General features: G+C 42.9%; 19 protein-coding genes. 8 read left to right on the plus strand and 11 right to left on the minus strand.

Annotation, left to right across the window (positions count from 1 at the left end; translation table 11 throughout):
• Positions 1 to 1,221, minus strand: a 1,221-nt coding sequence (locus L4D05_RS11070) for a cadherin-like domain-containing protein (protein WP_428794011.1), incomplete at its 3' end; no start/stop codon positions are given.
• Positions 1,222 to 1,470: 249 nt separating this feature from the next.
• Complete coding sequence (gene gltS, locus L4D05_RS11075) at positions 1,471 to 2,697, minus strand: sodium/glutamate symporter (RefSeq protein WP_428794012.1); 1,227 nt, start codon at positions 2,695 to 2,697, stop codon at positions 1,471 to 1,473.
• Between the two features lie 346 nt (positions 2,698 to 3,043).
• On the opposite strand from gltS, the gene L4D05_RS11080 reads away from it, so the two are divergent.
• The gene (locus tag L4D05_RS11080; protein ID WP_428794013.1) at positions 3,044 to 3,820 is read left to right on the plus strand and encodes a DUF4344 domain-containing metallopeptidase; all 777 of its coding nucleotides are present in this window, start codon (positions 3,044 to 3,046) and stop codon (positions 3,818 to 3,820) included.
• A gap of 111 nt (positions 3,821 to 3,931) precedes the next feature.
• On the opposite strand, the gene L4D05_RS11085 is transcribed toward L4D05_RS11080, so the two are convergent.
• The 5 genes from L4D05_RS11085 to L4D05_RS11105 form a co-directional block, all read right to left on the minus strand.
• On the minus strand, positions 3,932 to 4,807 hold the full coding sequence (locus L4D05_RS11085; RefSeq protein ID WP_428794014.1) for an NAD(P)-dependent oxidoreductase: 876 nt from the start codon (positions 4,805 to 4,807) through the stop codon (positions 3,932 to 3,934).
• A 408-nt stretch (positions 4,808 to 5,215) separates the two neighbouring features.
• On the minus strand, positions 5,216 to 5,932 hold the full coding sequence (locus L4D05_RS11090) for a YebC/PmpR family DNA-binding transcriptional regulator (RefSeq protein ID WP_428752841.1): 717 nt from the start codon (positions 5,930 to 5,932) through the stop codon (positions 5,216 to 5,218).
• 84 nt (positions 5,933 to 6,016) lie between these two features.
• Positions 6,017 to 6,226, minus strand: coding sequence for a DUF3283 family protein (locus L4D05_RS11095; RefSeq protein WP_250617574.1), 210 nt, complete (start codon positions 6,224 to 6,226; stop codon positions 6,017 to 6,019).
• Positions 6,227 to 6,351: 125 nt separating this feature from the next.
• Positions 6,352 to 6,552 (minus strand): PA3496 family putative envelope integrity protein, encoded by a 201-nt coding sequence (locus L4D05_RS11100; RefSeq protein WP_428794015.1) that lies wholly within the window; start codon positions 6,550 to 6,552, stop codon positions 6,352 to 6,354.
• Between the two features lie 472 nt (positions 6,553 to 7,024).
• A complete protein-coding gene (locus L4D05_RS11105) occupies positions 7,025 to 8,995 on the minus strand; it encodes a replication initiator protein RctB domain-containing protein (RefSeq protein WP_428794016.1) in 1,971 nt (656 codons plus the stop codon).
• A 1,243-nt stretch (positions 8,996 to 10,238) separates the two neighbouring features.
• Here L4D05_RS11105 and L4D05_RS11110 point away from each other — a divergent pair.
• The 4 genes from L4D05_RS11110 (at position 10,239) to L4D05_RS11125 (ending at position 16,541) form a co-directional block, all read left to right on the plus strand.
• Entirely contained in the window at positions 10,239 to 11,456 is a 1,218-nt protein-coding gene (locus L4D05_RS11110; RefSeq protein ID WP_265675684.1) for a ParA family protein, read from the plus strand.
• Positions 11,457 to 11,462: 6 nt separating this feature from the next.
• On the plus strand, positions 11,463 to 12,434 hold the full coding sequence (locus tag L4D05_RS11115; RefSeq protein ID WP_428752844.1) for a ParB/RepB/Spo0J family partition protein: 972 nt from the start codon (positions 11,463 to 11,465) through the stop codon (positions 12,432 to 12,434).
• Between the two features lie 70 nt (positions 12,435 to 12,504).
• Entirely contained in the window at positions 12,505 to 14,550 is a 2,046-nt protein-coding gene (locus L4D05_RS11120; protein ID WP_428794017.1) for a tRNA(Met) cytidine acetyltransferase TmcA domain-containing protein, read from the plus strand.
• 317 nt (positions 14,551 to 14,867) lie between these two features.
• On the plus strand, positions 14,868 to 16,541 hold the full coding sequence (locus L4D05_RS11125; protein WP_428794018.1) for a flagellar assembly protein A: 1,674 nt from the start codon (positions 14,868 to 14,870) through the stop codon (positions 16,539 to 16,541).
• On the opposite strand, the gene soxR is transcribed toward L4D05_RS11125, so the two are convergent.
• Both soxR and L4D05_RS11135 read right to left on the minus strand, forming a co-directional pair.
• Positions 16,538 to 16,981, minus strand: coding sequence for a redox-sensitive transcriptional activator SoxR (gene soxR, locus L4D05_RS11130; protein WP_428752849.1), 444 nt, complete (start codon positions 16,979 to 16,981; stop codon positions 16,538 to 16,540). The genes L4D05_RS11125 and soxR overlap by 4 nt on opposite strands.
• A 150-nt stretch (positions 16,982 to 17,131) precedes the next feature.
• Positions 17,132 to 17,512, minus strand: coding sequence for a hypothetical protein (locus tag L4D05_RS11135; protein ID WP_428794019.1), 381 nt, complete (start codon positions 17,510 to 17,512; stop codon positions 17,132 to 17,134).
• Positions 17,513 to 17,704: 192 nt separating this feature from the next.
• On the opposite strand from L4D05_RS11135, the gene lpdA reads away from it, so the two are divergent.
• The 3 genes from lpdA (at position 17,705) to yegD (ending at position 21,781) form a co-directional block, all read left to right on the plus strand.
• Positions 17,705 to 19,117 carry a dihydrolipoyl dehydrogenase gene (gene lpdA, locus L4D05_RS11140; RefSeq protein ID WP_428794020.1) on the plus strand — a complete coding sequence of 471 codons (1,413 nt, stop codon included), beginning with the start codon at positions 17,705 to 17,707 and terminating at the stop codon, positions 19,115 to 19,117.
• A 237-nt stretch (positions 19,118 to 19,354) separates the two neighbouring features.
• Positions 19,355 to 20,098, plus strand: a complete 744-nt coding sequence (locus L4D05_RS11145) for an acyl-CoA thioesterase (protein WP_428752853.1) — start codon at positions 19,355 to 19,357, stop codon at positions 20,096 to 20,098.
• Positions 20,099 to 20,428: 330 nt separating this feature from the next.
• Positions 20,429 to 21,781 carry a molecular chaperone gene (gene yegD, locus L4D05_RS11150; RefSeq protein WP_428794021.1) on the plus strand — a complete coding sequence of 451 codons (1,353 nt, stop codon included), beginning with the start codon at positions 20,429 to 20,431 and terminating at the stop codon, positions 21,779 to 21,781.
• A gap of 518 nt (positions 21,782 to 22,299) precedes the next feature.
• Here the strand turns inward: yegD and L4D05_RS11155 are convergent.
• Complete coding sequence (locus L4D05_RS11155; RefSeq protein ID WP_428794022.1) at positions 22,300 to 23,004, minus strand: DUF445 domain-containing protein; 705 nt, start codon at positions 23,002 to 23,004, stop codon at positions 22,300 to 22,302.
• An 87-nt stretch (positions 23,005 to 23,091) separates the two neighbouring features.
• On the minus strand, positions 23,092 to 25,920 hold the full coding sequence (locus L4D05_RS11160; RefSeq protein ID WP_428794023.1) for a hybrid sensor histidine kinase/response regulator: 2,829 nt from the start codon (positions 25,918 to 25,920) through the stop codon (positions 23,092 to 23,094).
• Between the last annotated feature and the right edge of the window lie 81 nt (positions 25,921 to 26,001).

The raw sequence follows: 26,001 nt of genomic DNA on the forward strand, positions 1-26,001 counted from the left end.
TTTATCAGCAGGCACGTCACTTTGTAGGGCGTATGAGGCGATGGTGCCGTCAATGTCGGAGGCTTCAGGCACRCTGCGAGAGATGGATGTATCTTCGTCGGTCATTTCATCCGCAGGCAGCGCCACGGGCTTGTCGTTAATCCCCGTCACTGTAATAGTGATGGTTTGTGGCTCRCTSGCYAAMCCTTCATYATCCAAGGCAATGTAGGTRAASGTGACGTCTTCGGAATCGCCATTGCTSARGCYYTGGAARTCKTCRCCCGGATCGAAAYTGTATGAGCCATCSGMGTTAAACGTCAGGCTGCCTTTATCRGCAGGCACGTCGTCTTGCAGGGCGTAAGAGGCAATGGTGCCATCCACATCAGTGGCGTCAGGCAGAGTGGCAGACAATACCGAGTCTTCATCCGTTTCAACATCATCATCAAAAGCTACTGGCGCATCATTGACTTCATTGATAGTGATTTCAACATCGGCAGACTGGAGCGAATTAGGCGCATCACGACCGTCATCAACGCTATAACCTAGGCTCCCTGCCTCTTCGCCTTCGTTGTAATCTAACGGGGCATCATATTGCAGGTTAGCGAGTTCATTTAACGTTAGCTCATCGCCAACAGACACCTTAGAACCATCCCCTAACGTAACGGTTCCCAAAGCAGGAATGTTAGTAATCCGGATAGTAAGCACATCGTTATTAGCATCGGTTGGTAACGTGATCGCTAGAAGATTATCTTGAGATTCTTCATCAAAGGTTCGAGAGTTGTTGAATACCACAGGAGCAGAATTAGCTAAGAATTGGAGCAGAGTGAGCGATTGTGTATTAGATAAGCCCTGTGCTTCTAGCCCCGACGTATCAAACTGAGTTTGAGCAATAGTTTGCGTGTCATCGCGGATAATATTCCCCGATAAGGTAGGGCTAGAACTGCTCGCTTCACCTGCCGCAGGGGCTTGTTCTTCAGATTGAGTAGGGTCGGCACCCTCCTCAACTTGAGCAATTATCTGTTCGACATCCAGATCAGCAACATCAATTTCTTGTGCTGTGTTGTCTTCAGAAACAAATTGGACACTAAGATCATCACCAATTTCAGCGTTATCTAAGACATCGATAATCACATCCCCGGGACGTGGCGTGGCACCGTCTGGTAACAAAGCTAATTTACCAGCGCTGTCGAGTACTAACGTACCTGACACTTGCACTAACCCAATAAGAGACAATACACTCATGATTCACTCCTTGTATTGCTTCTTTGCTCACAGAAGCAATATCGTATTTCTACCTAGTCAGCTCTAGTTATAATAATTGTTTGAAATAAAAATAAAGCGACGCTAAGCCAAAAAGGGCTTTAACGTTTCCTTTACATTTAAATACCAGACCAAGTGTGTATTGGAAACCTTTCTATTGATTTTTTTAACATTGTCTCAAAAACGAAAAAAGTCTCGCAAATGCGAGACTTTTTAAATAGTGGATTGATATTAGCCGATTAAAGTAATGAACCCTTGAATTATTATGAGGTTAACAATATCAATAAAAAATGCACCTACAATAGGAACCACCATAAAGGCTTGAGGAGAAGGGCCAAATCGATTAACGATGGATCCCATGTTCATTACCGCCGTTGGCGTTGCCCCTAATCCGAAACCACAGTGCCCACCCGCTATCACCGCACCATCGTAATTGCCACCCATGACTTTGAATGTTACGTAGTAGGCGAAAAAGCCAAGAATGACCGATTGTACTCCCAGTATAATCAAGAACGGTATTGCCAAATCGAAAATATTCCAAAGCTGTAAACTCATTAAAGCCATGGCTAAAAATAGTGATAAGGACACAGTACCGAGTATATCAACTGTTTCTGCATCGACCTTATAAGCTTTTGATACTTCGCAAATATTAGTAATAAAAACACCGACAAAGAGTGCGTAAACAAAGTCAGGGATCATCAACCACGACACTTCAAAGCTATTTACCCACGCATGCAAATACTTAGCACCAGTCACACATAACAATAGTATGAATAGCACTTCAACTACTTTCTTTGCCGTAACACGGTCCCGCTCGTACTCATTGTAGGTAACCAACTCCGGGAAGCGTTCATGAGTATCGTTACCACTGCCATATTCAGATTCAAAATTGTTTTTATCAATTAATCGCTGAGCAACCGGACTGCCGATAATACCACCAATGATCAAGCCAAACGTCGCTGATGCCATTGCGATTTCAAGTGTGTTACTGATACCATAAGTTTCGGTAAAGGTTTGAGCCCAAGCAGCCCCCGTCCCGTGCCCCCCAGATAAGGTAATAGAACCTGCTATCAGTCCCATCAAAGGCTCTAGCCCGAGTGCTGTCGCCATTCCAACACCGACACTGTTTTGCACGATAATATAAGCTGACGCCACCGCTAAAAATAAGAATACCTTCGCCCCCCCTTTTAGCAGCTGCTTATAATTAGCAGCAAGACCCACCGTACTAAAGAACATCAACATAAATGTCTTCTGCAATGGCAAAGAAAACTCTAAGTTAGTCCCGTTAAAATGCAAAACTGTGATGATAAAGGCCACAATTAAGCCACCAACTATGGGTTCTGGAATGTTGTATTTTTTTAGTGTCGGGAACTTACTATTGATAATATGCCCAAGAAAAAGAACACTAATTGCGATCAAAAAGGATTCCAACGTTCCAACAGAGATAGTGTTGCTCATATAACCTCTCTATATGTTTATCGCTCATCTTCCTTAATGAGGTTAGATTAAATTGTATGCGTGTAGTAAGAATTTAGGATAGATAACGACAATAACAACGTCACCCAACAACCTTGTTCGGTTTATCCTACTCTCTTTAATGGGAATGTAACTTGAACTCAAGGTATTGATGCACAAAGCAGCTTTGAGCAAATACGCATCAGCTTATACCGAAAATGGCGTCTATACTGAGCGAGACAATATAGTCAAAAAAGATAACTACACAGCGCGAATGTTAAGGTGGCGGATTATAGCACATGACATACCTGACACCTAATCGCCCTATATATAAGGATAATAGTTGACCATGAAACCCCTTATACTAGCCGGATTGCTGTCCGCTAATTATGCCATTAGCAGCAATGCAGCCATTAACTTTGAATTTGAAACTGCGACGACGAGCGATGACATCCATGCTCAAAAGGTCCTTAAAGAAAGTGAGTTAAATACGCTTGTTTCTGAACTATCCGACAACTATTTTCGTTTCGAGCAACCACTGACCATCATATATGGCAGTGATGACGGACCATTGTATGACCCTCAAAAACACTCGGTGCTCATCCCCTACCAGTTTTACACCGATTCACTCAACTATTTCATCAAGCATGATTATGAAAAAAAATTTGGCAAGCCCCCTGAGCAAGGTGCCATCGATACTATGCTACACACATTACTTCACGAGGCTGGTCATGCTTATGTCGCTGACCAACGTATTCCAATCCTTGGCAAGGAAGAGGATGCCGTCGACAATTTTGCGGCTGTTCTGATGATTAATTACGTTGAGGGCGGCAGTGATGCTGTTGTCAGCGCCGCTGACATGTTCTCATTTGAGTCAGAAGAGCGTCCCGAATATTACGAGGTATCTGAATATATCGGTGAACACAGCTTTGATTTGCAGCGTTACTTTAGTGCACTATGCCTTGTTTATGGAAGTGACCCAGAGCGTTACTCGTCACTACTTGATGAAATAGAGGAGGATTACCGCGACGAAAGAAAAGATGTTTGCCTACAAACATTCACACAAGTTGATGAAAATTGGCGACACGTGTTGAATATAGAGAATTCTGAAAGCGATAATGAATAGCTACTCAATATTGAAAAGATGCTAGACCTCTTGCGTAGCATCTTTTCAAGTAAGCTCTATGTCTACTATTGTCTGTTACGATCGATAGCGTTGAGATTTACATTGTAAAGTCTAGCTTTCAGCATCACTTCGGACAGCCTTGAGCAGCACAGAGGTATCTGAACGTCCTTCTCCTTGAGCCGATAGTGTTTGGTAACGCTCTATCGATTGTTGAGTCAATGGTAGCGTTATCCCCTGACGCTGAGCTTCATCAAGGCAAAAGCCCAAGTCTTTTATCATCCAGTCTATCGCGAAGCCAAAATCAAACTTATCTTCTGCCATTGTGTTTGCGCGATTTTCCATCTGCCAGGATCCCGCGGCACCATTTTTAAGACAGTCGACTAAGGCAGGTATGTCAAGACCACTCTTTTGAGCCAACAGTAGCCCTTCCGATAAACCAGTTAATACCCCAGCGATACAAACTTGATTAACCATTTTTGCCCGCTGCCCCTGCCCTACGCTTCCCATCAGAACCGACGAGCGACCATACGCATTAAACACAGGTTGAAGCTTGGAAAAAACCGCCTCGCTGCCGCCACACATGATGGTCAAAACGCCATTTTCAGCGCCGGCTTGCCCTCCGGAGACTGGCGCATCAATAAACTCTATACCGTGTTCGTTAGCCGCTAACCCTAACTCTTCAGCCAATAGTGCTGACGTCGTGGTGTGATCAATGAGAATGGCACCACGCTTCATATTAGCAAGTGCGCCATTCGCTGCTGTGGTCATTTGACGAACATCGTCGTCATTGCCCACGCATACCGCAACGACATCGGCATCCTTAACACAGTCCGCTACCGTTTCTGCATAACAGCCATCGTATTCCTCTGCCCAACGCTGCGCCTTTTCAATCGTACGGTTGTAGACTGTGACTTCAAAACCGGATTTGACTAAGTGCCCCGCCATTGGGTATCCCATCACGCCAAGACCAATAAAACTCACCTTCATTGCTATCTCCTTTATTTTTATCGAATCCACTACCGTAGTAAGCTAATGAGACGTCTTTCCATAAGCTCAGCGTGAATTACTTTTCATTAGTAGGTCTTTGTACACGAAAAATCGCCAACAATCACTACAAGCCCTCTCATAGCGCACATGAAGAAAGCTTGATCGCGCCAATGTCACAATTAAATTGGAATTATGTCATACCAATTGGGAAGAATGATCAAGGCGAGATGATCCAAGACCTTCACAGCCATGATCATCGTTCCATAGCCGTACAAGAGTCCATTATAAAAAAGTAGGATAAACAGAAAGATAGGCATAAAAAAGCCCGCTAGTGCGGGCTATTACAAATATATGCTTAGATAGCGTCATAGTATAAGCGAGTAACGCTTATACTGTTTACCTAAGTTATTACGCTTCAGCGTTATGATAAACCTGTTGAACGTCATCACAATCATCAAGCATATCTAGGAACTTCTGGAATTTTTCATCATCTTCCGCCGGTACCGCAGTGTGCGTTTGTGGAACGAAAGTGATCTCTTCTACATCAAGCACCAGCTCAGGGTACTCTGCAGTAAGCGCTGTTTTGGCTTTAAAAAACTCAGTGTTAGGCGCAAAGACAGTGATAACGCCATCTTCTAACTCGATGTCAGCGACATCAACGTCAGCCATCATTAGCGCTTCAAGTACTGCTTCTTCGTCTTCACCTTTAAACTGGAATACAGCTTGGTGTTCAAACATATGAGCTACAGCACCAGGGCCGCCAATTTTAGCACCGGTTTTAACAAAACACTGGCGAACATCTTGGAAAGTACGATTACCGTTATCTGTTAAACAGTCAACAATAACGCTTACACCACCAGGTCCAAATCCTTCATAGCGTGCTGCATGGTAATCTTCACCGCCGCCGCCATTCGCTTTATCTAATGCTTTTTCAATAACGTGCGCTGGAACTTGGTCTTTTTTCGCTTTTGCAATCAGGTGCTTAAGCGCTAAGTTCATGTCTGGGTCGCTACCGCCATTTTTAGCACTAACGTAAATTTCTTTACCGTATTTGGAATAAACTTTAATTTTTGCGCCTGCAGTTTTTGCCATTGAGGCTTTGCGCACTTCAAAACTTCTTCCCATCGGGATGTTCTCTCTTATTCAATTTAATGCGAGGATTTTATCAAATCACGGAGGCAAATCAATTGTGATGGGTCATGTAAACAATCACAACACACCCATCATCTTCTTGTATTTGGCCACACATTGCTCAAACCACGCTTTTTCAGCTTCATCACGGATATTTTCAAGCTGAGTTCTGATGGCATCAGGACCCACTTTTGCCTCTTTAAGCTGCCAAACGACATAAGAGGCCTGCTTATCCAGCTCAACTTTGTTTTTCTCTGCTGGAGGCAGTAACGATAAGTTGTAAGACATAGCAATTCGTTGATTAGTTCAAGTGATCGCAGAATATAGCACCGATGAAGCCTAGAACTCAAATCAAGTCGCTAAAAATACGAAAGGGTGGCATATGCCACCCTCTTAATTTGACGCTCTCGCGATCAATGAATCAAACCGAGTTCTCTCGCTTCTTCAAGAGTCAATCCACTCTCTTTGATTTCTCTCAACGCTTCAATGCGTCTTCTCGCCTCTGCTGATTTTGCTTGCTTCGCTGGGCGCTGTTCTTCCATGTACTCTTCAGAGTGATCCCATTTTGTCGTGATAGACGTCATATCTTCATGGTCGATAGAATTAATGGACATTGTTTCCTCCAGATAAACCATGTCTAGGACACCTAATCTGTAGCAAAGGATAATTTTGTTGTTAAGGGAAATAAGTTCAGAGTGTGACTCAATCAATACTTCTGAAGAGAAGTTAAAAAATGTCAGAAATTAGCTTTGAAATTGATAACATTGCCACGTACATTCTGAGGATTACACTGTCAAAAACTGACGTGATCCAGATCCCTATTTTTCATATCTAGCAAGGCCATTTCTTTTCCCTACCTTTGTACTCACATGGAGCTTCAAACAGGCAAAAAAAAAGCGAGTTCAAAAGAACTCGCCAAAAATATATCAGAATGAATGTAACAATATGAGCCAATCTACATGTTTAGATAGAGAGGACAAAAGGTTGTCTATTCGGAATAAATAATAACCATCTTATCGTTTAACATTGTCAATGCTTTGTCAGCGTTATGTCTGTATCTCAACAATTTTTCCCGTCAACAGACACCTAGATTGAGACTTCATCCAAAACCCGAAAAACCGCTTCATCAACTTGGCCTTGGTAGACACTTTTACATACTTTTTTTCGCACTGCCAACGCCGAAATTAGACGTTCTATCGACAGATGCTTGTTCTCCTGCCGAGAGTTATATAACTCTACCACTTGGCTCAAGGTTTCATACGGAATCACGTTATTGTCGACACGCAGCCAATCAAGCTTCTCCATGAGCTCATAGCACTCTTGTTTGATTGAAGCCAGTGAATGTCCAGTCATTGCAGACAACGCCGTTATACTGCGTTCTAGAGCCTCTGGTGAGGTATATTTAGATAATACGATGGTAATCTCATCAGCATTGATCTCGACAAGATGCTTACGTTGCTTAACTCGTCGACCTAAATTCCCTTTCGGCGATGGTGCTTTACGTTGAATAGGTTCAAACTCACCATCAATAATGGATGAAAGCTCATCAAGCTGCTTGCGGCTCACTAATTCATGTCGCAAAGGGTTAGGCAACGTTGGTGCCATATTACGTTTCCCAGCGTTTGTCGTACGAGCTCGAGAGTAACGCAATACCTCTTCCACGTCGCAGCGAATATCGACCTGAAAATCTGGCAATTTAGCTAAAGGATCCAAACAGGTTAATGTCAGGTGATAACCCCATAGATTCACGTCAAACTCGTTATCAGATTGAGGATCTTCTCCTAATCGTCTTAATTCTCGAAGAAGATCCATAGAAAAACGTCGCCACTCAATGTTGCGAGCTAACTTTTGATTCAACTCGGAAAGCAATAACGAATCCGTATGACGACGTGCCATACGACTTCGGAAATACGAATAAAGTTGGAACACCAAGGTATGTTGTTTCAAGATTTCCGGTGGAAATAGGAAAAAGTAATCTCGAGTCAGTAGTTCTTCATAAAATGACGGTTCCCAAACCAAAATGTACAAGTTCGGTTTGATTTTAATTTCGCCGTCAGCCCCTTCACGAGGCGCTTCTTCAGAAGCGGTAATTGTTCTGGCAATAAAGCGGAAGCGATCACTTTTAAACCCTTCAGGCATGTTTTCGCTTAGCCAACGTCCCGTTAGCTCGTGAAGTTGGAAATCAGTAAATTCGATGCGATCGATACTGTCACGAATAGAATCACGAGCAGGGCCGCTGTCTTTTTTGCCTCTCAATGACAAGATGTCAGTAATATAGAGTGGTGTCTTGTTTGGAACATGCTTGGCATCAAGCTGATATTCTTCATGATGATGATCATGGTATTGAACGGTAAGCGTAAATAACGCAAACAGTGTCATCAGATCATCGACGGTCATAATATTTTTAGAAGATCGTGTTTCAATTACCGCTCGAGTGCCAGAGATCGATACCATCGATTTTTGGTAGCTTTTCCTCGTTCTCGGTGGAGCTAGCGCTTGATCAATGATACCGGCCCAATTTGTCGGCGATACAATGAATTGATCGGCCTCATCACGCATTGCTGGTGGCGTGTATAACCCATGTTCATTTAACAAACGTTTATTAACTTGAGTCTGAGCCAGCGCTTTAGATTTCTTTTGCTTTTCTGATTGCTTAACGGATTCTGTGATTAGGCTAGTGGCGCCTAATACTGAGACGAGTTGGTTTGGGTTGATAAACCGATGTAACATTGTTTTCCCCGCTAAACCTTCTTCGAATTTAACCGGGAGTTGAGAAAACAAACCAATATTAACGGCCGCGCGAAGTCGCTGTTGTATGGCGGCTCGTGTGAGTTTGCCGTCGGTCGCGATAATAAGTTCGGTTGTTGATACGTAACCATCTTTTGAACTGAATCCACGTAAAGAAATGAGATTAAGCAGCTCAAGGATACTTTTTGTTACTCCCTTGAAGTGCTGGTATTGCTCAATCCAATCTACGGATGCTTCAGTAATTTCGAAGAGGTGTCCCCCTTTATGATCTCTTGGGAGCTTGATCAGTACTTTATTATTATCACTCATGATTAGATCTATATCACACTATCCGTAATTCCGATATTGTTCCAAAGAATAAAGAAAAACAGATCATAAATAAAGGATTATTTTTATCGATCTGTTTTTATGATCTATCTGTTAATACTGATCTAATATGATTAAGTGATCTAATGATCTGGGCTAAAATCATCCCGTAAGGTGTTGATTTTATGATGTTATTTTTAAAGTCGCTCGGACGCATGATCATGCTTCCCCCGAAACTATGATCATTAAATATAGAAAGCATGATCAATAGGAAAAGAAACGATGATCATGTACGGAGCGAAAAGATGATCAACTCTTATGAGGAACAATGATCAAGTAACAAAATTAACTTACCCACAGGTTATTCATTTTCATATCTAAAAATTTTCGATTTATCCTACTGATTCATTGGTTTACTAATGGAAGCATGATCAAGATGAGGGATAACAGCCATTTTTTGTATGGTTTTTCATCAATAGTATCCTCTGCGTGATTTTCGAGTACTCAATTTAGCCGTGTTCGCGATATTATGAGGCATCAGCTCATTTTGGGAACCATGATCAAGTGATACAGAATGCTTCTTTTGTATTTCAATATTGTTAATAATAGACGCTGATTGCTTATATCCCTTATTCCACCTAGCATCTACCGTAGTTTGTTATAAAAATATCATGCTTCCGTGTCTTTGAACACTTGATCATTCTTCCTTGTTTTCGATCTTATTCTACGTTCAGTTAAATTAGCTGAATCGGTGGCTTGTCCCTTGATCATGCTTCAGAACAATTCGTTTTGTTGTGTCCAAATAAACTATCTACCTTGATCATGTTTCCATTCTGTTGTTGCCGCCTCTTCATTCATTGTTCTGTAGCCCCAAGCAAGACTGACTTGATTTGGTTTTTTTCTATAGGATTGAACGTATTTTTAGAAAATGGGGTATTGTAGAGTTAATTCTGTCGCTTCTAACTCAAAATGTCATCCGCCGTAATTTAGCGCTCAATCATAATCGTTCCGGACATATTCTTGTTTACATTGTAAATAAGTGACGCTGTAACACTTTAAAAGTTTACATATTCCATCAGCTAGTTGGTGACTATTTTTGTTCAATTAATCGTCATTAATCACAAATTGACAATACATTGTCAAAATAAGTGCAATTATACTCATTAAATGTATGGACAGCTTTTTTGTGAGAATGTACGATAATGCTGTACGTTATTTGATTAGGTTACTTGACTGGAACTTAGGTATGAAAAGAGAACAAACTATAGATAATCTTTGTCGCCTCGCAGAGCTCACTCAGCAGGTGCAAGCCGATCGTATTGAAATAGTATTAGAAGAACGAAGTGAAGAACATTTTCCTCCTATGTCTAAGGCTATGATGGAGACGCGCTCAGGCTTAACGCGTCGCAAACTTGATGATGCGATTAGTAAGTTAGAAGCTGACGGCCATCAATTTACTAAGAATAATGCCAATCATTATTCAATCTCGCTGCAAGAAGCCCATATGTTGATGGACGCTGCAGCGGTACCTAAATTCCATCAGCGGAAAAATAATCAAGATAATAAACCTTGGATTATTAACGTACAGAACCAAAAAGGTGGGACAGGGAAGTCGATGAGTGCGGTTCATTTGGCTGCGTGTCTAGCACTGAACTTAGAAAAGCGTTATCGCATTTGCTTGATAGATTTAGATCCACAAGGTTCATTACGACTGTTCTTGAATCCTCAAATTAGCTCTTCAGATCATGATAATATTTACTCAGCAGTGGATGTTATGTTGGAAAATGTCCCTGAAGGGACGGAAATCGATTTAGAGTTCCTGCGTCGTAATGTTTTGCTACCGACGCAATATCCTAATCTGAAAACTATTTCAGCGTTTCCTGAAGATGCGATGTTTAACGCAGAAGCATGGCAAAATCTGTCACAAAATCAGTCTCTTGATATCGTTAAGCTGCTAAAAGAGCAACTAACAGATAAGATTGCTGAAGACTTTGACATCATTATGATAGATACAGGTCCTCACGTTGACCCATTAGTTTGGAATGCAATGTACGCTTCTAATGCGTTACTTATTCCATGTGCGGCAAAACGTCTAGACTGGGCGTCGACAGTTAACTTTTTCCAACACCTTCCAACAGTATATGAGATGTTCCCTGACGATTGGAAAGGGCTTGAATTTGTCCGTCTGATGCCAACTATTTTTGAAGACGATAATAAGAAACAAGTATCGGTTTTAACTGAAATGAACTACTTGCTTGGCGATCAGGTTATGATGGCGACGATTCCACGCAGCCGAGCATTTGAAACGTGTGCCGATACTTACAGTACGGTTTTTGATCTCACTGCCGGTGATTTTGAAGGCGGTAAAAAAACATTGGCTACCGCGCAAGATGCGGTGCAGAAAAGTGCACTAGAATTAGAAAGAGTGTTACATAGCAACTGGGCATCATTGAACCAAGGGTAATAGAAGATGGCAATTAAAACTTCTGATCTGAATGCAAAACTATTTGGAAAAGCCAATAAACGACGCGCTTCTACGCCTCAAGAGGCGCAAAGCGCTGCGAAAGAACAAGCACAAGTTATCGAACTCGCAGTTGCTGGTGAAGATCTTGTGTCATTTGAATTAATTCGTATCCCAGCCGATCAAATTGAAAAAACAACCTTTGTTTTCCAAGAAAACGCTCGTGAACAATCATTTCTAAATGAGCACGCGTTGTCGGATGTACTGGCGACATTACGTGACAAAGGGCAGCAATATCCGGCAGTTGGACGTCGACAAGAGGATGGTAGTATTGAAGTCCTCGACGGTAGCCGTCGTCGAATGTCTTGTATTATCGCTAATCAGGAATTCTTGATTTATGTCGCTAACAATATTAATGCTGATCATGCTAAGTTCTTATCGGATGTAGCGAATGCCCATAAACCGCTGTCGCTATACGAGAAGGGCAAAGAAATGTTAGCTAAGCTCGACAGTGGCGAAGCAGAAGACCAAAAAGCATTGGCAAAAATGTTTCAATGTAGTGAGGCGTTAGTCAGTGGTGCGCTTAAGGCCGCCGATTTACCTCTAGAGTTGCTTCAAGCTTACCCTAATGTTAGTGATTTAGGGCGACCAACCATTGTTAAGCTGCATAAGCAGTTTAATGAGCTTGGCGATGATAACCAGTTTAAACTGATTGCTCGTTGTGGCGAAACGGATGGTTTTATCTGGCAGCAAAGCAGCGCTCATGGTGTTGCCCGAATCACTAAAGAAGTGTCAGAAACCCTAGAGACTTGGATGCACGAGCTTGTGCCACCAAAGCGCACCAAAGTGACCAAGACAGAGTTAGTTAAAGGGCGAGCGAGTTATACCCGCAAAGGACCTAACCTAGCGCTTAATTTGAAGAAGGTTGATGACCAAACAATGGACGAGATATTGGCGTTCATTAAATCCAAAATTCAATAACAGATACCCCGCAGAAGCGGGGTATTTTTTTATGCTAATATAGACGTAGCCTTTTTTACTGTACAACGCTATGTCACATATAACCTCTAAGCAATATCAATCCATCAAGCCTATCCTTTATGCCGCAAAAAAACATTTTACTCGTGGCGTATTCCTACTCGAGGGAAACTCGGACTGGGTTCAATCCTTTATTTCTGAATTTATGGTCGATGCCGAGAACTTGCCGGTTTGCCAATTAGGTGGCGACGCTTTCTTTGGTACTCACTATTATTCCTCCAAACAAGGCCGCCAGCTTCTAGGTGTCGAAAGTCGCTCCATTGTCGTCTCATTGGATGATGGGTTCGATGCAAACAGCTTTAACGCCGCCGTTGGCAGCTTAGTGGGTGGTGGGTGTTTAATTTTAGTTTGTCGTACTATCTCAGGGCTCGACCCTTGGCTTCAGTCCTATCTTTCATGTCTTCCTATCTTGCCTGAAGGGCAGGAGAGTGTTTGTAATACTAACCAGTGGCTAAGCAACACGCAGGCGTTAAGTATTACCGAAGGTGAAGTGTGTTATGAGCAGCAATGCCATGCCATAACGCTTATAGAAAAAGTGTTAAGAGGACATAGAAAAAGACCATTGGTTCTAACGGCTAACCGTGGTCGCGGGAAAAGCAGCGCGTTGGGATTGGCGGCCAAACGACTTTTGGAAAAAGCACCGCTGACAATTATCGTTGTCGCACCAAGCAAACAAGCAGTTGTACCTATTTTTGAACATGCTGGCGTATCGCACTGGCATCAAGGTTCTTCACTTATGTTTGTTGCGCCAGATGAATTACTAGAAAAGCGACCGAAGTGTGATTTACTTTTTGTTGATGAAGCCGCAGCAATACCTGTGTCTATGCTCAAATCGATTATTGGAAACTATCATCGTGTCGTACTGACGACCACGATTCATGGCTATGAAGGTTGTGGAAGAGGTTTTAGCCTTAAATTTGTGCCTTGGCTTTTGGATGCTAGACCTGGAACTCAGGTTTACCAAATGGATCAACCGATACGATGGGCAATGAACGACCCTTTAGAGGCGTGGTGTGCGTCCACATTTATGCTTGACTGTGAGCTAGCCGACGTAGATTCAGCGTTACTCGACAAGCAGCTCGAACATTCGAGCTTATCGATGACTACGTTTACGAGTAAAGGCCAATTAAGGCAAAGCCCTTTATTACCACAGGCATTTGCATTATTGGTTAACGCTCATTATCAAACGTCGCCTAACGATCTCATGTTACTTCTTCAGGACGATAATGTTGAGCTGCATATCATCACGATTGATCAGCGCGTTGTCGCGAGTATGCTTGTTCATTACGAAGGCGCACTATCAATTGAAACCGTAGATTCGATCATGCTTGGGCTGTCACGCCCCAAAGGACATTTGATACCGTGTGATTTGAGTAACCATTTAGGGCTTTCCGAACCTGGGACACAACGATGTGCACGCATCATGCGAATCGCTGTTCACCCAATGCTTCACTCTAAAGGTATTGGTCGAGAACTGTTATCTCGTTACGCAAATAATATCCCCAGACCTGTAGATTATCTTGCAACATCGTTTGGGCTAACACTTCCTTTATTGGATTTCTGGCTAGACAGTGATTATTTGCCCGTGAGACTTGGCGCCTCCAAAGACCAATCTAGCGGCACATACAGCATTGGGTTGGTGCGCCCAATGCTTCCTGTTTCTGATGTGTGGGTAAAGCAGGCTCGTGATACTTTTAGAATGATGATGCCATCTCAACTGGTGGGCGCGAATCGAGAACTTGAACCGAAGTTAGCATGGGCGCTGTTTAGTGAAAGTTGTCAGTCACATTCAGAGGCGTCTGTACCAAAGTTGCTAGACTTTTACGCAAGAGGGGGGAACGCTCTTGAAACTTGTCGCTGGGCTTTACCAGAATTTTTGCGTACCTTGGCTAGTCGTCACATTCAGGTGGATAGCTTGCTGTTAATTGGTGTCGGGCTATTACACTGGACATGGAAAGAGTGTTGTTTGCATCTTAACTACGCGGGTAGAAAGCAAGCCGAAGCCGAGTTAAGGAAAGATATTCAGCACTATATTCAATGTTTACAGTGTAAATCCTAGATTCTGATTATCGCTACAATTTACACTGTAAAACAGAACTATGATGTTTACAGTGTAAATTGGTCTGCGTCATCCAGTTTTACACTGTAAATTATAACCGTCCTTAGAATTCCAGTTCAATGTATTGATTATAGACCTTGATTTAACTAAACGACGGCTTGTAAAAATCAACTGACACAACGTGACCGCAGATCGAGTTTTAGGAAGTTTTTATAGTCTCAAGATTGAGACTGAACTAAGATAAAACTATATTCGTTGAAGCGCGATCACACTTTGTTTGAAAAGCGTAGGCGGTTAATAAGGAAGTTATACCTGTCATGTGGAAAAGTGTTCTCCAATTGTCTAGTAACAAACAAGAGGTCGTGGCTGTATTGCCGCAAGAATACGAACAGGGGCTGAGTTTGGAAAAGCTTCTACTTGAAAATGCGTTGTCCGAACTCGACGTAAAGTCGCTCTATATTGATGAAGCATCAGTTAATCAATTTATTGCCTTTGCACAACAAGCAAAACGAGAGGCTTTTCATGGCGTCAAACTTGCCTATATAAAAGATGCTTCGGTATCTGTCACGTTAAGTGAGCAAGATATGTTGGCGAGTATGACAGTAGAAGGCGCCTATGGTGGTGAACCGCTGACCGGAGCGGAAGTCATAAAAACGCTTGCTGATGCAAAAGTGCTAAAGGGAATTAATAAACTAGCGCTAAAGAAAGTCTTATTGCTTAGCCGCCAATTAGAGGCCGGTAAAACCTACGTTCAACCCGTCGCTGTTGGCAAGCGACCTGTTGAAGGTAAAGACAGTCAGTTCACCCCACTTATTCTCGATCCTAAATCTCGTGTATTGAAGCCTCAACGCCTAGGCGAATCTGATAAGGTTGATATGCGCGATCTTGGTGAAATGGTGACAGTGGGAGAGGGGGAAAAGCTGATGAGGCGTATTCCTGCCATATCTGGACAAAATGGCTATACCGTAACGGGTAGTATCATTCCTCCTAGAACAGTCAAAGATACCTTGCTGAAGGTGGGTAAAGGTACTGCTATTTCAAAAGAAGATCCCAACATACTCATCTCTACTATTTCCGGGATGCCGATTCTCAAGGCGAATGGCGTTGATGTTGATGAAGCACTTTGTCTATCAAAGGTAGATATTTCCACTGGTCATATTCGCTTTGAAGGTAGTGTGGTTATCTCAGGCAATGTTGAGGCGCAAATGGAAATTGTGGCCTCGGGCTCGATTACTGTTGGTGGTTTTGTTGAATCAGCAAAGCTTGAAGCAAAAGGTGATGTTATTGTTTCAAAAGGTATCATTGGCCACAACGTCGATGATGGTGATGATAAAACGTGTGTCATCCAATCAGGAGGCGACATTGTGGCTAATTATGCACAGTTTTCTGAGTTGACCGCAAAAGGTGATATAAAATTGGCTGTTCATAGTCTCAATAATGACTTACGTTGCGTTGGTGATTTGTTGGTGCAAGGCAACAATAAAAAGCAGGGCACGTTGAGTGGCGGGCAGGCACTAGTGGGTGGGAAGGTGGTTTGCAATCACCTCGGTGTTGAAGGTGACACGGCAACATATATTGAAGCCTTCTCTAATCACAAGGTGTATGTTGAAAAAATTGAATCGTTACAAGATGAATATACCGCGCTACAAGAAGCTAAGATGGCGGCGATTCGTCGAGAAATCGAATTAAAGAAAATCCCAAAATCCACGCGCACAGAAGAGCAGAATCAAGAGCTTGCCGATTTAAATAGCACCAATACTGATGCGATTGATAGTCTAAACGCTAAAAAGGCGGCGCTCGAAGAAGAGTTGTTTGCAAAGTTAGAAATTAATACCGCAGAGTCGTTAGTGCAAACTCATACTCGTGTCACCGTTGCCATCGGCGGCGAAAAGGTGACAACGAAAAATACTCACGGACCGGCCATTTTTCATCTAAAAAACAATGTCATGCATTTTGTACCAAAGCTGAAAGAAGAGGATTTAGCGGTCTAGTTTGAGGTTTTAGATTTCGTCCAAAGGACGGGGCCTGCACCCTGACTCGCGAGCTCGTCTTCAGGGTTACGTAACTTACATTTAGTCAACGACAAGCAGCCACACCCGATGCACTCTCCCAATTCATCTCTCAATCTAGACATTAATGAAATTTTTGCATCTAAGCTTTGTTGCCACTCCATCGCCATATTCTGCCACTCATTTTGGGTGGGAGCGCGATGGATGGGAAGCGAACTCATTGCCTGTTTTATTTCTTCCAATGTCATTCCCAGCTGTTGACCGGTTTTAATGACGGCAATACGCCTTAATACTGATCCATCATAACGGCGTTGGTTCCCTGCATTTCTGTGGCAGGCTATTAGCCCTTTTTGTTCATAAAAATGAATCGCAGAAACGGCAATATCTGCACGCTTCGCGACTTGACCTACCGATAATTCCATTATCGCTTCCTTTCCATAGTTGTGACTGTCAATAACTAGTATACGTGGTGAGAGTGGACGAAAGAAACGGATCAGATGAATTGACGTCTATTTTTGTGTATGCAGACAGCTGTTATGTGGATAGGGGCCTGCAGCGTGAAGGGTGCGCCATTATTTGGGCTTCACCGGCTCGGCTGGCAACGGCGTTGGATGTGGAGTATTGGATTCTTTACCCGGTGTAACTGTGGTGTTTGAAAGGGAACGTATAAAGCGGCTCATATACAGTTCTTTAACGATGCTTTCGCACTGCTCATTGGAGAGTTGCCTACGCCATACTTCAGAGTCGACAGAGACGGCGGTTTGGTTCGTCGCTCGATAACCGTTAGCGACTTCGCAAAGCTCGATTGTGTCCATGTTATTAGGGTAGGTATTAACAGATGAAGATCGCAGACCAAGCTGATTCATTTGATGTGAAGAGCATGCCGTTAATGATAATGCCGCAATTGACGAGACAGCCAAGGAAACAAAGGAGGTTTTAAAGCGTGTAGGCACAACGGAACTCGTCTAATTAATACAAAGTGGCGAAGATATTATCAGGTGAATAGTCGAAATAAAATATTGAACCAATCTGAAGTCACTATACGGGAAAAATTGACACTACTCAGACATTTAGAGTGTTTATACTGCTGAAAGTAGACACAAATTAGTTCGTGGTCATTACAACGTATTGGTAGGAGAAAGTTGATGTCAGAATCTATTCATGTGGATGTGGCGGTTTTGGGGGGAGGCCCTGGTGGTTATACCGCGGCTTTTCGAGCGGCGGACTTAGGGCTTTCGGTGTGCCTCATTGAGAGTAGCGAAACCTTAGGGGGAGTTTGCGTTAATGAAGGATGCATTCCCTCTAAAACGCTTCTTCATGCCACGTCCATGTTGACAGAGGCGCAGCATGCCCAGTCCATGGGGGTGTCATTTGGAGAGATACAGGTAGATATTGACGCAATGCGAGCACACAAGGCCGCAACCGTTGAAGCGTTGACGAGCGGGATAGCAAAATTAGCAAAAGCGAGAGGAATACAAAGAGTTAAAGGGATTGGTGTGTTTAAAACTAAACACTCAATGCAAGTGACGGGAGAAAGCGACACGAGTGTAGTGACCTACGACCATGCCATTATTGCCACAGGTTCTAAACCTGTTGAAATACCCGGTATGCCAAAGCATCAACGAATATGGGACTCGACAGATGCCCTTGATTTAACATCGATACCAAAACGTTTATTGATTATTGGTGGCGGAATTATTGGTTTGGAAATGGCGCAAGTCTATGCGTCCCTAGGTTCTAAAATCACCATCGTGGAAGCCGAGGAGCAAATAATACCTGCAGCAGACAAAGATGTGATTCAGCCATTGCAGAAAAATATTAAAAAACGTTATGACATACTCACGCGCACCAAAGTCGTTGATATGGTCGTTGAGGATGACGGTGTCGTTGTCACTATGGAGGGGAAAAAGGCTCTAGAACCTCAGATGTTTGATGCAGTGCTGGTAGCGGTTGGGCGACGTCCTAACACTATGGCAATTAATCTAGATGTGCTGGAGATCTCCTTGCATGAAGACCAGCGAATTCCAGTCGATGACACAATGCAAACGTTACAACCAGGGATCTATGCGATCGGCGATATTGTGGCGGGCCCAATGTTAGCGCATAAAGCCACACATGAAGGCAAAGTTGCCGCTGAAGCTATCGCTGGAATCAAAATGGCAGCCAAGCCAGCGTTAATTCCTTCGGTCGCTTACACGTCCCCTGAAGTGGCGTGGGTTGGTTTGACAGAAAAAGAAGCGAAAGAGCAAGAGGTAGAATACGATATTGGTAAAGTACCTTGGTTAGTGAGCGGTCGAGCACAAAGCGTAGGTGCCGCTAACGGCATGACGAAAGCGCTGTTTGATAAGAAGACTGGCGCATTGCTTGGTGCGAGCATTTGTGGAGAGAATGCAGGTGAGTTAATCCATGAAGCAGTAATCGCAATGACGTTAGGTGGTCGAGCGAAGGATATCGCTCATGCGGTCCATGCGCATCCAACCTTATCGGAAACGTTCGCATTTGCCGCAGAACTTGTTGAAGGCACGATGACAGACATGTTGCCACCCCGTAAGCGTTAGTAGATCGGCTATTTATGATTGGCGCTGTGCCTTCATTTCGTATTGACTCTATCTAATATCAATTATAGATGATTGAACGTAAATTTTGACGCAGCTGCCATATCAGCAAGATAGTATTTGAACTACCTAATCAGACCAGTTACTGTCACAAATAACAAAGCATTAACATTTGGTGGCAGTATGCATTTTGACGAATTATTAAAACACGCGGCTCAGTGTTCCTTAAATGATGGATCAATGACGATCCCCACTTCTTGGGGGCAGGGAAGAACCGTATTTGGTGGCGCTTCAGCCGCGATCTTATACGCCGCCATGCGATCAAAGTTAAAAATAGATCGCGCCCTTCGGTCGCTCAACACCAATTTCGTTGGTCCTTTGTTAGTTGATGTACCATTTCACTTTCAATTCGAAGTACTACGCGAGGGAAAAAATGTCTCGCAGATTTGCGCAAGGCTGATTCAAAATGACCAAGTGGTGGTCTTTCAACAGGCATGTTTTGGCGTTGATCGTGACTCTCTGATTACAGTTAAGAATTCAGACAACCATATAATGCCGGAACCCAGTGAATTATCGCTCTTTCCCGATGTTGCAAAAGGTGCTCCTAACTATACCGCACATATAGATTTAGCATTGGCTCGGGGTCATCTACCATTTACGGCAAGTAAGGACTCACATTCCTATGGATGGATGCGCTTTAAGCATGCACCGCAAGAAATAACCGATGCCCATTTGATCTGCTTGGTTGATGCGTGGCCGCCAGGTGTGTTGCAGATGATGGCGCAGCCTGCTCCAGCCAGCACCATGATGTGGAACCTCGAATTTATTCATCCTCATCAATCCGTTGGCGTTGAAGATTGGTTTGCTTATCAGTCCCATACTCGCCAAGCTGCGCAGGGGTATGCTCATGCAGAGGCTAATGTGTGGAATCATGTTGGGCAACTCGTTGCTATCAGTCGACAAAGCATAGCGGTATTTGACTGATTACTTATCTGTCGTTCAATCGTGTAAATTTATAATACGAGCGGCTAATCATGAGTTTACACTGTAAACATGCGATGACTCAGCCCTTCATCTATGACAACGGCATTGAGTGTTGAGCTATCCGTATGAGGCGACTCACTATCGGGTATGCTCCTAACGTTTATAAAAACAGTCCACATAAAGAAATATTAATCTCGCCCTATTGTGTTGAAGTTCACATAGAGGTTGGTATCCTTGCTCGCTGATTTTTACCTTCAAAATCTCCCCTTGCATTACGTTAAAAGCCACGCGTGTAGTGTTTCCCATTTTATAATTTAGAGGTATATATTTATGGCTATCGGTTTTGACTATGGAACGGCAAACTGCTCCGTTGCCCATATTATCAATGGTTCAGTACAGCAAATACCTTTAGTTGGAGATGACTGTTATATCTCATCGACCCTCTGTGCCCCTACAGCCGAAACGGTATCAGAGTATTTGTTTCGTTGCTTAAATATACGCCCTGCAAATGAGGTTGGAGATGCTGTGCTGCGTCGTGCTATTCAAATGAATCGAGACGAAGGAATCGAAGTTATCCCTTCAGATGTTTTATTTGGGCAGCAAGCACTGGATCTTTATTTAGAGGATCCCAAAGATGTCTATTACATTAAATCGCCGAAGTCTTTCTTAGGAACCATTGGATTGCGCGATATGCAGCTGTCATTTTTTGAAGACTTGGTTTGCGCAATGATGGCTAATGTAAAGCATCGTGCAGAAGCAAGCCTTCAGCAAGACCTCACACAAACGGTTATTGGTCGCCCAGTGAACTTCTTGGGGCGTGGTGGAGATGCATCCAATGACCAAGCCGAAGCGATATTATTGCGCGCGGCTAATCGAGCTGGCTTTAAGGATGTTGCGTTTCAGCTTGAGCCGGTAGCGGCTGGATTGGATTATGAGTCGACACTGTCTGAAGACAAGAATGTTTTAGTGGTTGATATCGGCGGTGGAACAACGGATTGCTCATTTATTAAAATGGGGCCGAGTTGGGCAGGGAAATTAGATAGAACGGGTTCTCTTATCGCTCATACAGGCCAGCGAGTCGGTGGTAATGACTTAGATATCTATATCGCCTTTCGCCGCTTGATGAGTGCTTTTGGTATGGGGACGAAGCGCCATTCAGGGCTTGATATACCCGTTACTCAGTTCTGGAACCCAATCGCTATTAACGATGTTCAAGCGCAAAGAAAGTTCTATGCCCAGGAAAACATGAAAGAACTAAAAATGCTGTTGAAAGAAGCAAAAGAGTCAGACAAAGTGGCTCGCCTGGTGAAGCTGCATCAAGATACTCTTGGATATGCAGTCATTAGAGAAGCAGAAAAGGCTAAGATTGCACTTGGAGAAGCAGATCAGTATCGCGCTTTCATTCAGCTCATTTCTGAACAGGTAGATATTGATATTACTCGAGATGAGATGGAGAGTGCGATTGATAACCCGAAGCAAAAAATAAAGGCGTTGGTGGAAGAAGCGGTGAAACAGGCGGGAATACAGCCTGACGTTGTGTTTATGACTGGTGGTTCCGCGCGATCCTCGGTATTGCGTCAGGCTGTAAACGAGGTTTTGCCGAATACCCCCTTAGTTGCTGGAAACTATTTTGGTTCAGTAACGGCTGGTCTAGCGCGATGGGCTGATATTTGTTTTAAATAAAGAAGTCGGTCTGCGAATCTTCTTGTATATTTTCCGACACTTACTGTCACTCTCCAGTAATAATAGCCGGATAGAACGAGATTATTATAGTGTCTGGGAAATGGGCAAAATGTAGGAAAGTAATAATTATCGTAAGAATAACTGTCGGAGTTTTCTGATATTAAAATGGAGAGGAATACCTCTTTAGTATTAATTGAATCGGCGTGCTAGGGGAGAAAGTTACTGGCTGTCAATTCGACGTAATTATATGATTTTTCGGTAGTTAGAGGAATGTGACACAGTTCGAATAGTTTAATATATAACCGGAATAAATGTGCTGATACTCTTGCGATAGGTCACGTTATGCGCATAGAATGAAAGCGACTCTCTTAAGCCGAGGGTCACCTAGCCAACTGACGTTGTTAGTGAATGACTATTGTTCACAGTATTATGAGCCAATCACGATTTGTTGTGATTGGCTTTTTTTATTGCCGACTATATAGAATACGCAAATATCGTTAGTGAATTAGCGGTTCTAGTTACATCACTAGAGACGAAATAATACCGATAACGCCACCAAATATTCCTCCCCAAACTACCAACCAGCCTAGATGTTGCTTAATTAGGTTTTGTACGATCTCTTTGACGATTTGTGGGGTTAGCTCATTGAGTCTCTGTTCAATGATGGAATCAATATTGTCTTTCACTTCGTCCATCATTGAAGGTGATTCAAATTGTTCAACAAGTGCTTGTTTGACTGAGTCACTTTGAGCGATATCTGCCATTGCTGCTTTCATTTTTTCGACAAACGGCGCTTTTAACGGTTGTAGAGCCTCCGTACCGCCAAACATAGCCAACATACCTCCGAATTGTGACTGCTCAATGACGTCAACAAGAGAATCGAACGTTGGGTTGAAATCCACTTTTTCGATAACGGGTTCTAAATCAAGAGAGAGCCCCGTTCCCACTTCCTGTTTAAGAAATTTATCAATGTTACTGTCTGTAAAGAACTGGTCCATCATGAGGTTTTTGATCGCGACTTTAAAATCTTCAAAGCGTGCCGGGATAACACCAGAACCATAAATACCCGGTATTTTTTCAAATAGCATATGAATCGCTAACCAGTTGGTTACTGCGCCAGAAAAAGCAAACAGGCCAGCATAGAGAAGAATTGAGTTGTCGAGTTGGTAGCCTGCACCAAGTAACCCCAATGCGACGAGGTTGGTAATCATACTTTTATTCATAATTTTCGCTTAAGTAGACGATTAGGATAGTTGGCAGGGATTTTAAGAAAAAATGACGACGATAAACAGTAACTTCTTGCCGTTAGGTTAAGATTCGAGTGAGCCTTGCGATGCAAGACTGGCGGATTGACGAATATTTTTAATCTTTTCAAGCAATACTGATTTATTAAATGGTTTGGAAACATAGTCATCCATGCCACTTTCGCTGCAGCGACGTATGTCTTCATCGAGCACACTTGCAGTCAGGGCGATGATGGGCGTTCTAGGTATATTGTATTGGCGTTCATAGGCTCTAAATTCAGCAGAAGCGGTAAAGCCATCTTTAATCGGCATCATACAATCCATCAATACGGTGTGATACTGGTTAGTTTGATCGCAAAGGTAGTCTAAAGCCTCTTGACCATTATTCGCTACATCGACCTCATACCCAGATTTCTTCAACAATAATGAGGCGACTTTTTGATTCACTTGGTTATCTTCAACTAGCAAAATAGGCAGTGATACTGAGGTCTCTTCAGTTTGAAAAAGTGGCAGGTGAACGGGCTCCTTGGGTAAGGAAGCGACAGGATCAACTTGAAATGCATTGTGGGATTGATTTGTACTCGTTTCTTGCTGTTTCAGTCTTAAAGCATCATGTTGAGTGTGAGCATTTACTAGGGTATCTATTAGTCGTGTACCTAGTAATGGGAAAGTAATAAGACCAGATAGCAGTGCTTCGTATTCTGATTTTGGTGCCGATTGACGCTGCACAAGAATTAACGGGCTATCAGGATAGGTGATCGCCATTTGCTGGAGATCGTCAATGGCATCTCTATCACTCGATAGACAGTAGATAATGGTCGCCCCATCAAGATCTTGAGGCGGCATGTGTTCAATCGACGTGAACTGAAGCGTAACTGGTAAGGAAAAGTGTGCCATCTCTAGAGTCAATTGCTCCAGCAGATTTTGCTGATTGCTAATAATACAAAACTGTTGGACAAGTAGCTTGTTTTGAGCCGGAGGTACTTGTTGTACAACGGCTGAATCAATCTCAAAATGAAACGTACTGCCTTGATTTTTTTCTGACTCTATCTCTATTTTACCACCCATGAGTTCGACAAGCTGAGACGAAATCGCGAGTCCTAAACCCGTACCGCCAAATTGCCGAGTGACGGTACTATCTTCTTGGGTAAAAGGCTTAAAAATGGCGTCTTGCTTGTCTTTGTCAATTCCGATACCGGAATCACTCACCGCTATCATTAATCGGCACGTTTCATTTTCAATAGGTGTAACGTTAATGGTCATTTTTACAAAACCAGTCTGCGTAAATTTGACAGCATTTGACATAAGATTCATGAAAATTTGGCGCAGTCGATGATCATCAATTAACAGCATGTGAGGGAAGTTAGCTGAAAATTCTATATGAAGATCAAGATCTTTCTCATTGGCTTTAGCAAGTACGATTGCAAGCGTGTCATAAGCGATCTCGCGGAGGTTTGAACGGTGCAAGGAGATCAGCAAATTTCCAGATTCAATTTTTGAGATATCCAGAATGTCATTAATCAGAATAAGCAGCGTTTGAGAAGAGGTTTCAATGGTATTGAGGTAGTCTCGCTGAATTGGATTGAGATTAGAATCAGACAAGATACCAGACATGCCAATTATACCGTTAAGTGGGGTTCGAATCTCATGGGACATATTGGCGAGAAAAGAGCTTTTTGCTACGTTTGCTCGCTCGGCTTCTTCTTTGGCCGCAATCATCCGCTGTTCATTTTCTTGGCGTTCTCTAATGAGAGTATTCATCTTGTGACCAAAATGGCTAAACTCATCGTGACCGGTGGTAGAGGCGGTGATATGAGGGCTACTAGAGCTCTCGAGCTGCTCAAATGTGTCGAGTGTGCTGTTCAAAAAGAAAATGATGCGCCGAGTAATATTGATGCTGAGGATGAACAGCGTAACAATCAGTATCAAAGTGATTGCTAAGCCAATCCAAAGTCGCTGTTTTAGGTTACTTAGACGTTTAACCATTTCGTTAGATAATTGCTCATTAATCTGATTGGTGACTTGGTTAATCAATACTAGTCTTTGGTCAAGAGTCCGTGCCCCCAGCCCTTTGTCGTTTTCTGATAGGGTGTCAAATTCAGAGTTCATAACACGATCTCTAAAATTAATACTATCGATAAAAGAGTTATCGGCGAACGTTTTTAACAGCAAATTGATTTGTAGTGGGTCAGCATTGATGGAAATGAAGCGGTCTATGAGATATTGCTGCCTCTCAAACAGTGTATTTAAGGTATGACGTTGCTCGTGTCGGTCGTAAAAGTTGACATCATGGTCGCCGTGTAAATCGAAATGAATAAGCCAATTCTCTTCCGTCGCCCACATTTTTATCCAATTGAGCAGGAACAGGGCATTTAAATGTGACTCCAGCGCACTTGAACTAGTATCGACCGAGATGCCTTCGATCTTACTGGTTATGCCCTTTAGTTGTTCGATATTCCAAGCACTCCACTCCTGCAATTCTTCAGAACTTGCAACTAAAGCCAGCGCATTGGATGAGGCTAAAATCTCATCCAATGCATTAGTTATATTGGTTGGGGTAGAGGTGGCGTAAATTTTATCGATTTCATGGCGCATAGTTTGAATGCTGGTCGTGAATTCTTGAACTTTTTTGTCATTGTTTTCATCAACAGAAAGGTGGTGATGAGATTCTGAAAATCGATTATGTAATGAGTTGAGCCTTAAATAATGTACGTCATGTAGCACGGTAGAAAGTGCCCCAAGAAACGCGACCTTATCGCTAAGTCGCGCCATTTGTTGCAGTTGAACATTAGTTTTTGATGTCTCCCAAACGGAAATACAAACGATGACAAAAAGGGGTAAGACAGCGAGTAAAATGATACGAGCTTTGATCGACATCTTATTTAACAAATCCATTTCACCGATCCTTGATAATAACCTTGAACACATAAACTAATGAACTAATCTATGAGTAGTCTAGGATAGGAATCCGTGAGA

This window comes from Vibrio nomapromontoriensis (genome assembly GCF_050337205.1).
GTDB lineage: Bacteria > Pseudomonadota > Gammaproteobacteria > Enterobacterales > Vibrionaceae > Vibrio > Vibrio nomapromontoriensis.

What these genes read in the sequence shown, in the direction of transcription:
- soxR (WP_428752849.1), bottom strand. Translation starts at nt 16,981, where the DNA reads ATGGAATTATCGGTAGGTCAAGTCGCGAAGCGTGCAGATATTGCCGTT.
- L4D05_RS11115 (WP_428752844.1), top strand. Translation starts at nt 11,463, where the DNA reads ATGGCAATTAAAACTTCTGATCTGAATGCAAAACTATTTGGAAAAGCC.
- L4D05_RS11080 (WP_428794013.1), top strand. Translation starts at nt 3,044, where the DNA reads ATGAAACCCCTTATACTAGCCGGATTGCTGTCCGCTAATTATGCCATT.
- L4D05_RS11110 (WP_265675684.1), top strand. Translation starts at nt 10,239, where the DNA reads ATGAAAAGAGAACAAACTATAGATAATCTTTGTCGCCTCGCAGAGCTC.
- L4D05_RS11105 (WP_428794016.1), bottom strand. Translation starts at nt 8,995, where the DNA reads ATGAGTGATAATAATAAAGTACTGATCAAGCTCCCAAGAGATCATAAA.
- L4D05_RS11160 (WP_428794023.1), bottom strand. Translation starts at nt 25,920, where the DNA reads ATGGATTTGTTAAATAAGATGTCGATCAAAGCTCGTATCATTTTACTC.
- L4D05_RS11125 (WP_428794018.1), top strand. Translation starts at nt 14,868, where the DNA reads ATGTGGAAAAGTGTTCTCCAATTGTCTAGTAACAAACAAGAGGTCGTG.
- lpdA (WP_428794020.1), top strand. Translation starts at nt 17,705, where the DNA reads ATGTCAGAATCTATTCATGTGGATGTGGCGGTTTTGGGGGGAGGCCCT.
- L4D05_RS11095 (WP_250617574.1), bottom strand. Translation starts at nt 6,226, where the DNA reads ATGTCTTACAACTTATCGTTACTGCCTCCAGCAGAGAAAAACAAAGTT.
- L4D05_RS11085 (WP_428794014.1), bottom strand. Translation starts at nt 4,807, where the DNA reads ATGAAGGTGAGTTTTATTGGTCTTGGCGTGATGGGATACCCAATGGCG.
- L4D05_RS11100 (WP_428794015.1), bottom strand. Translation starts at nt 6,552, where the DNA reads ATGTCCATTAATTCTATCGACCATGAAGATATGACGTCTATCACGACA.
- L4D05_RS11145 (WP_428752853.1), top strand. Translation starts at nt 19,355, where the DNA reads ATGACGATCCCCACTTCTTGGGGGCAGGGAAGAACCGTATTTGGTGGC.
- L4D05_RS11120 (WP_428794017.1), top strand. Translation starts at nt 12,505, where the DNA reads ATGTCACATATAACCTCTAAGCAATATCAATCCATCAAGCCTATCCTT.
- L4D05_RS11155 (WP_428794022.1), bottom strand. Translation starts at nt 23,004, where the DNA reads ATGAATAAAAGTATGATTACCAACCTCGTCGCATTGGGGTTACTTGGT.
- L4D05_RS11090 (WP_428752841.1), bottom strand. Translation starts at nt 5,932, where the DNA reads ATGGGAAGAAGTTTTGAAGTGCGCAAAGCCTCAATGGCAAAAACTGCA.
- yegD (WP_428794021.1), top strand. Translation starts at nt 20,429, where the DNA reads ATGGCTATCGGTTTTGACTATGGAACGGCAAACTGCTCCGTTGCCCAT.
- gltS (WP_428794012.1), bottom strand. Translation starts at nt 2,697, where the DNA reads ATGAGCAACACTATCTCTGTTGGAACGTTGGAATCCTTTTTGATCGCA.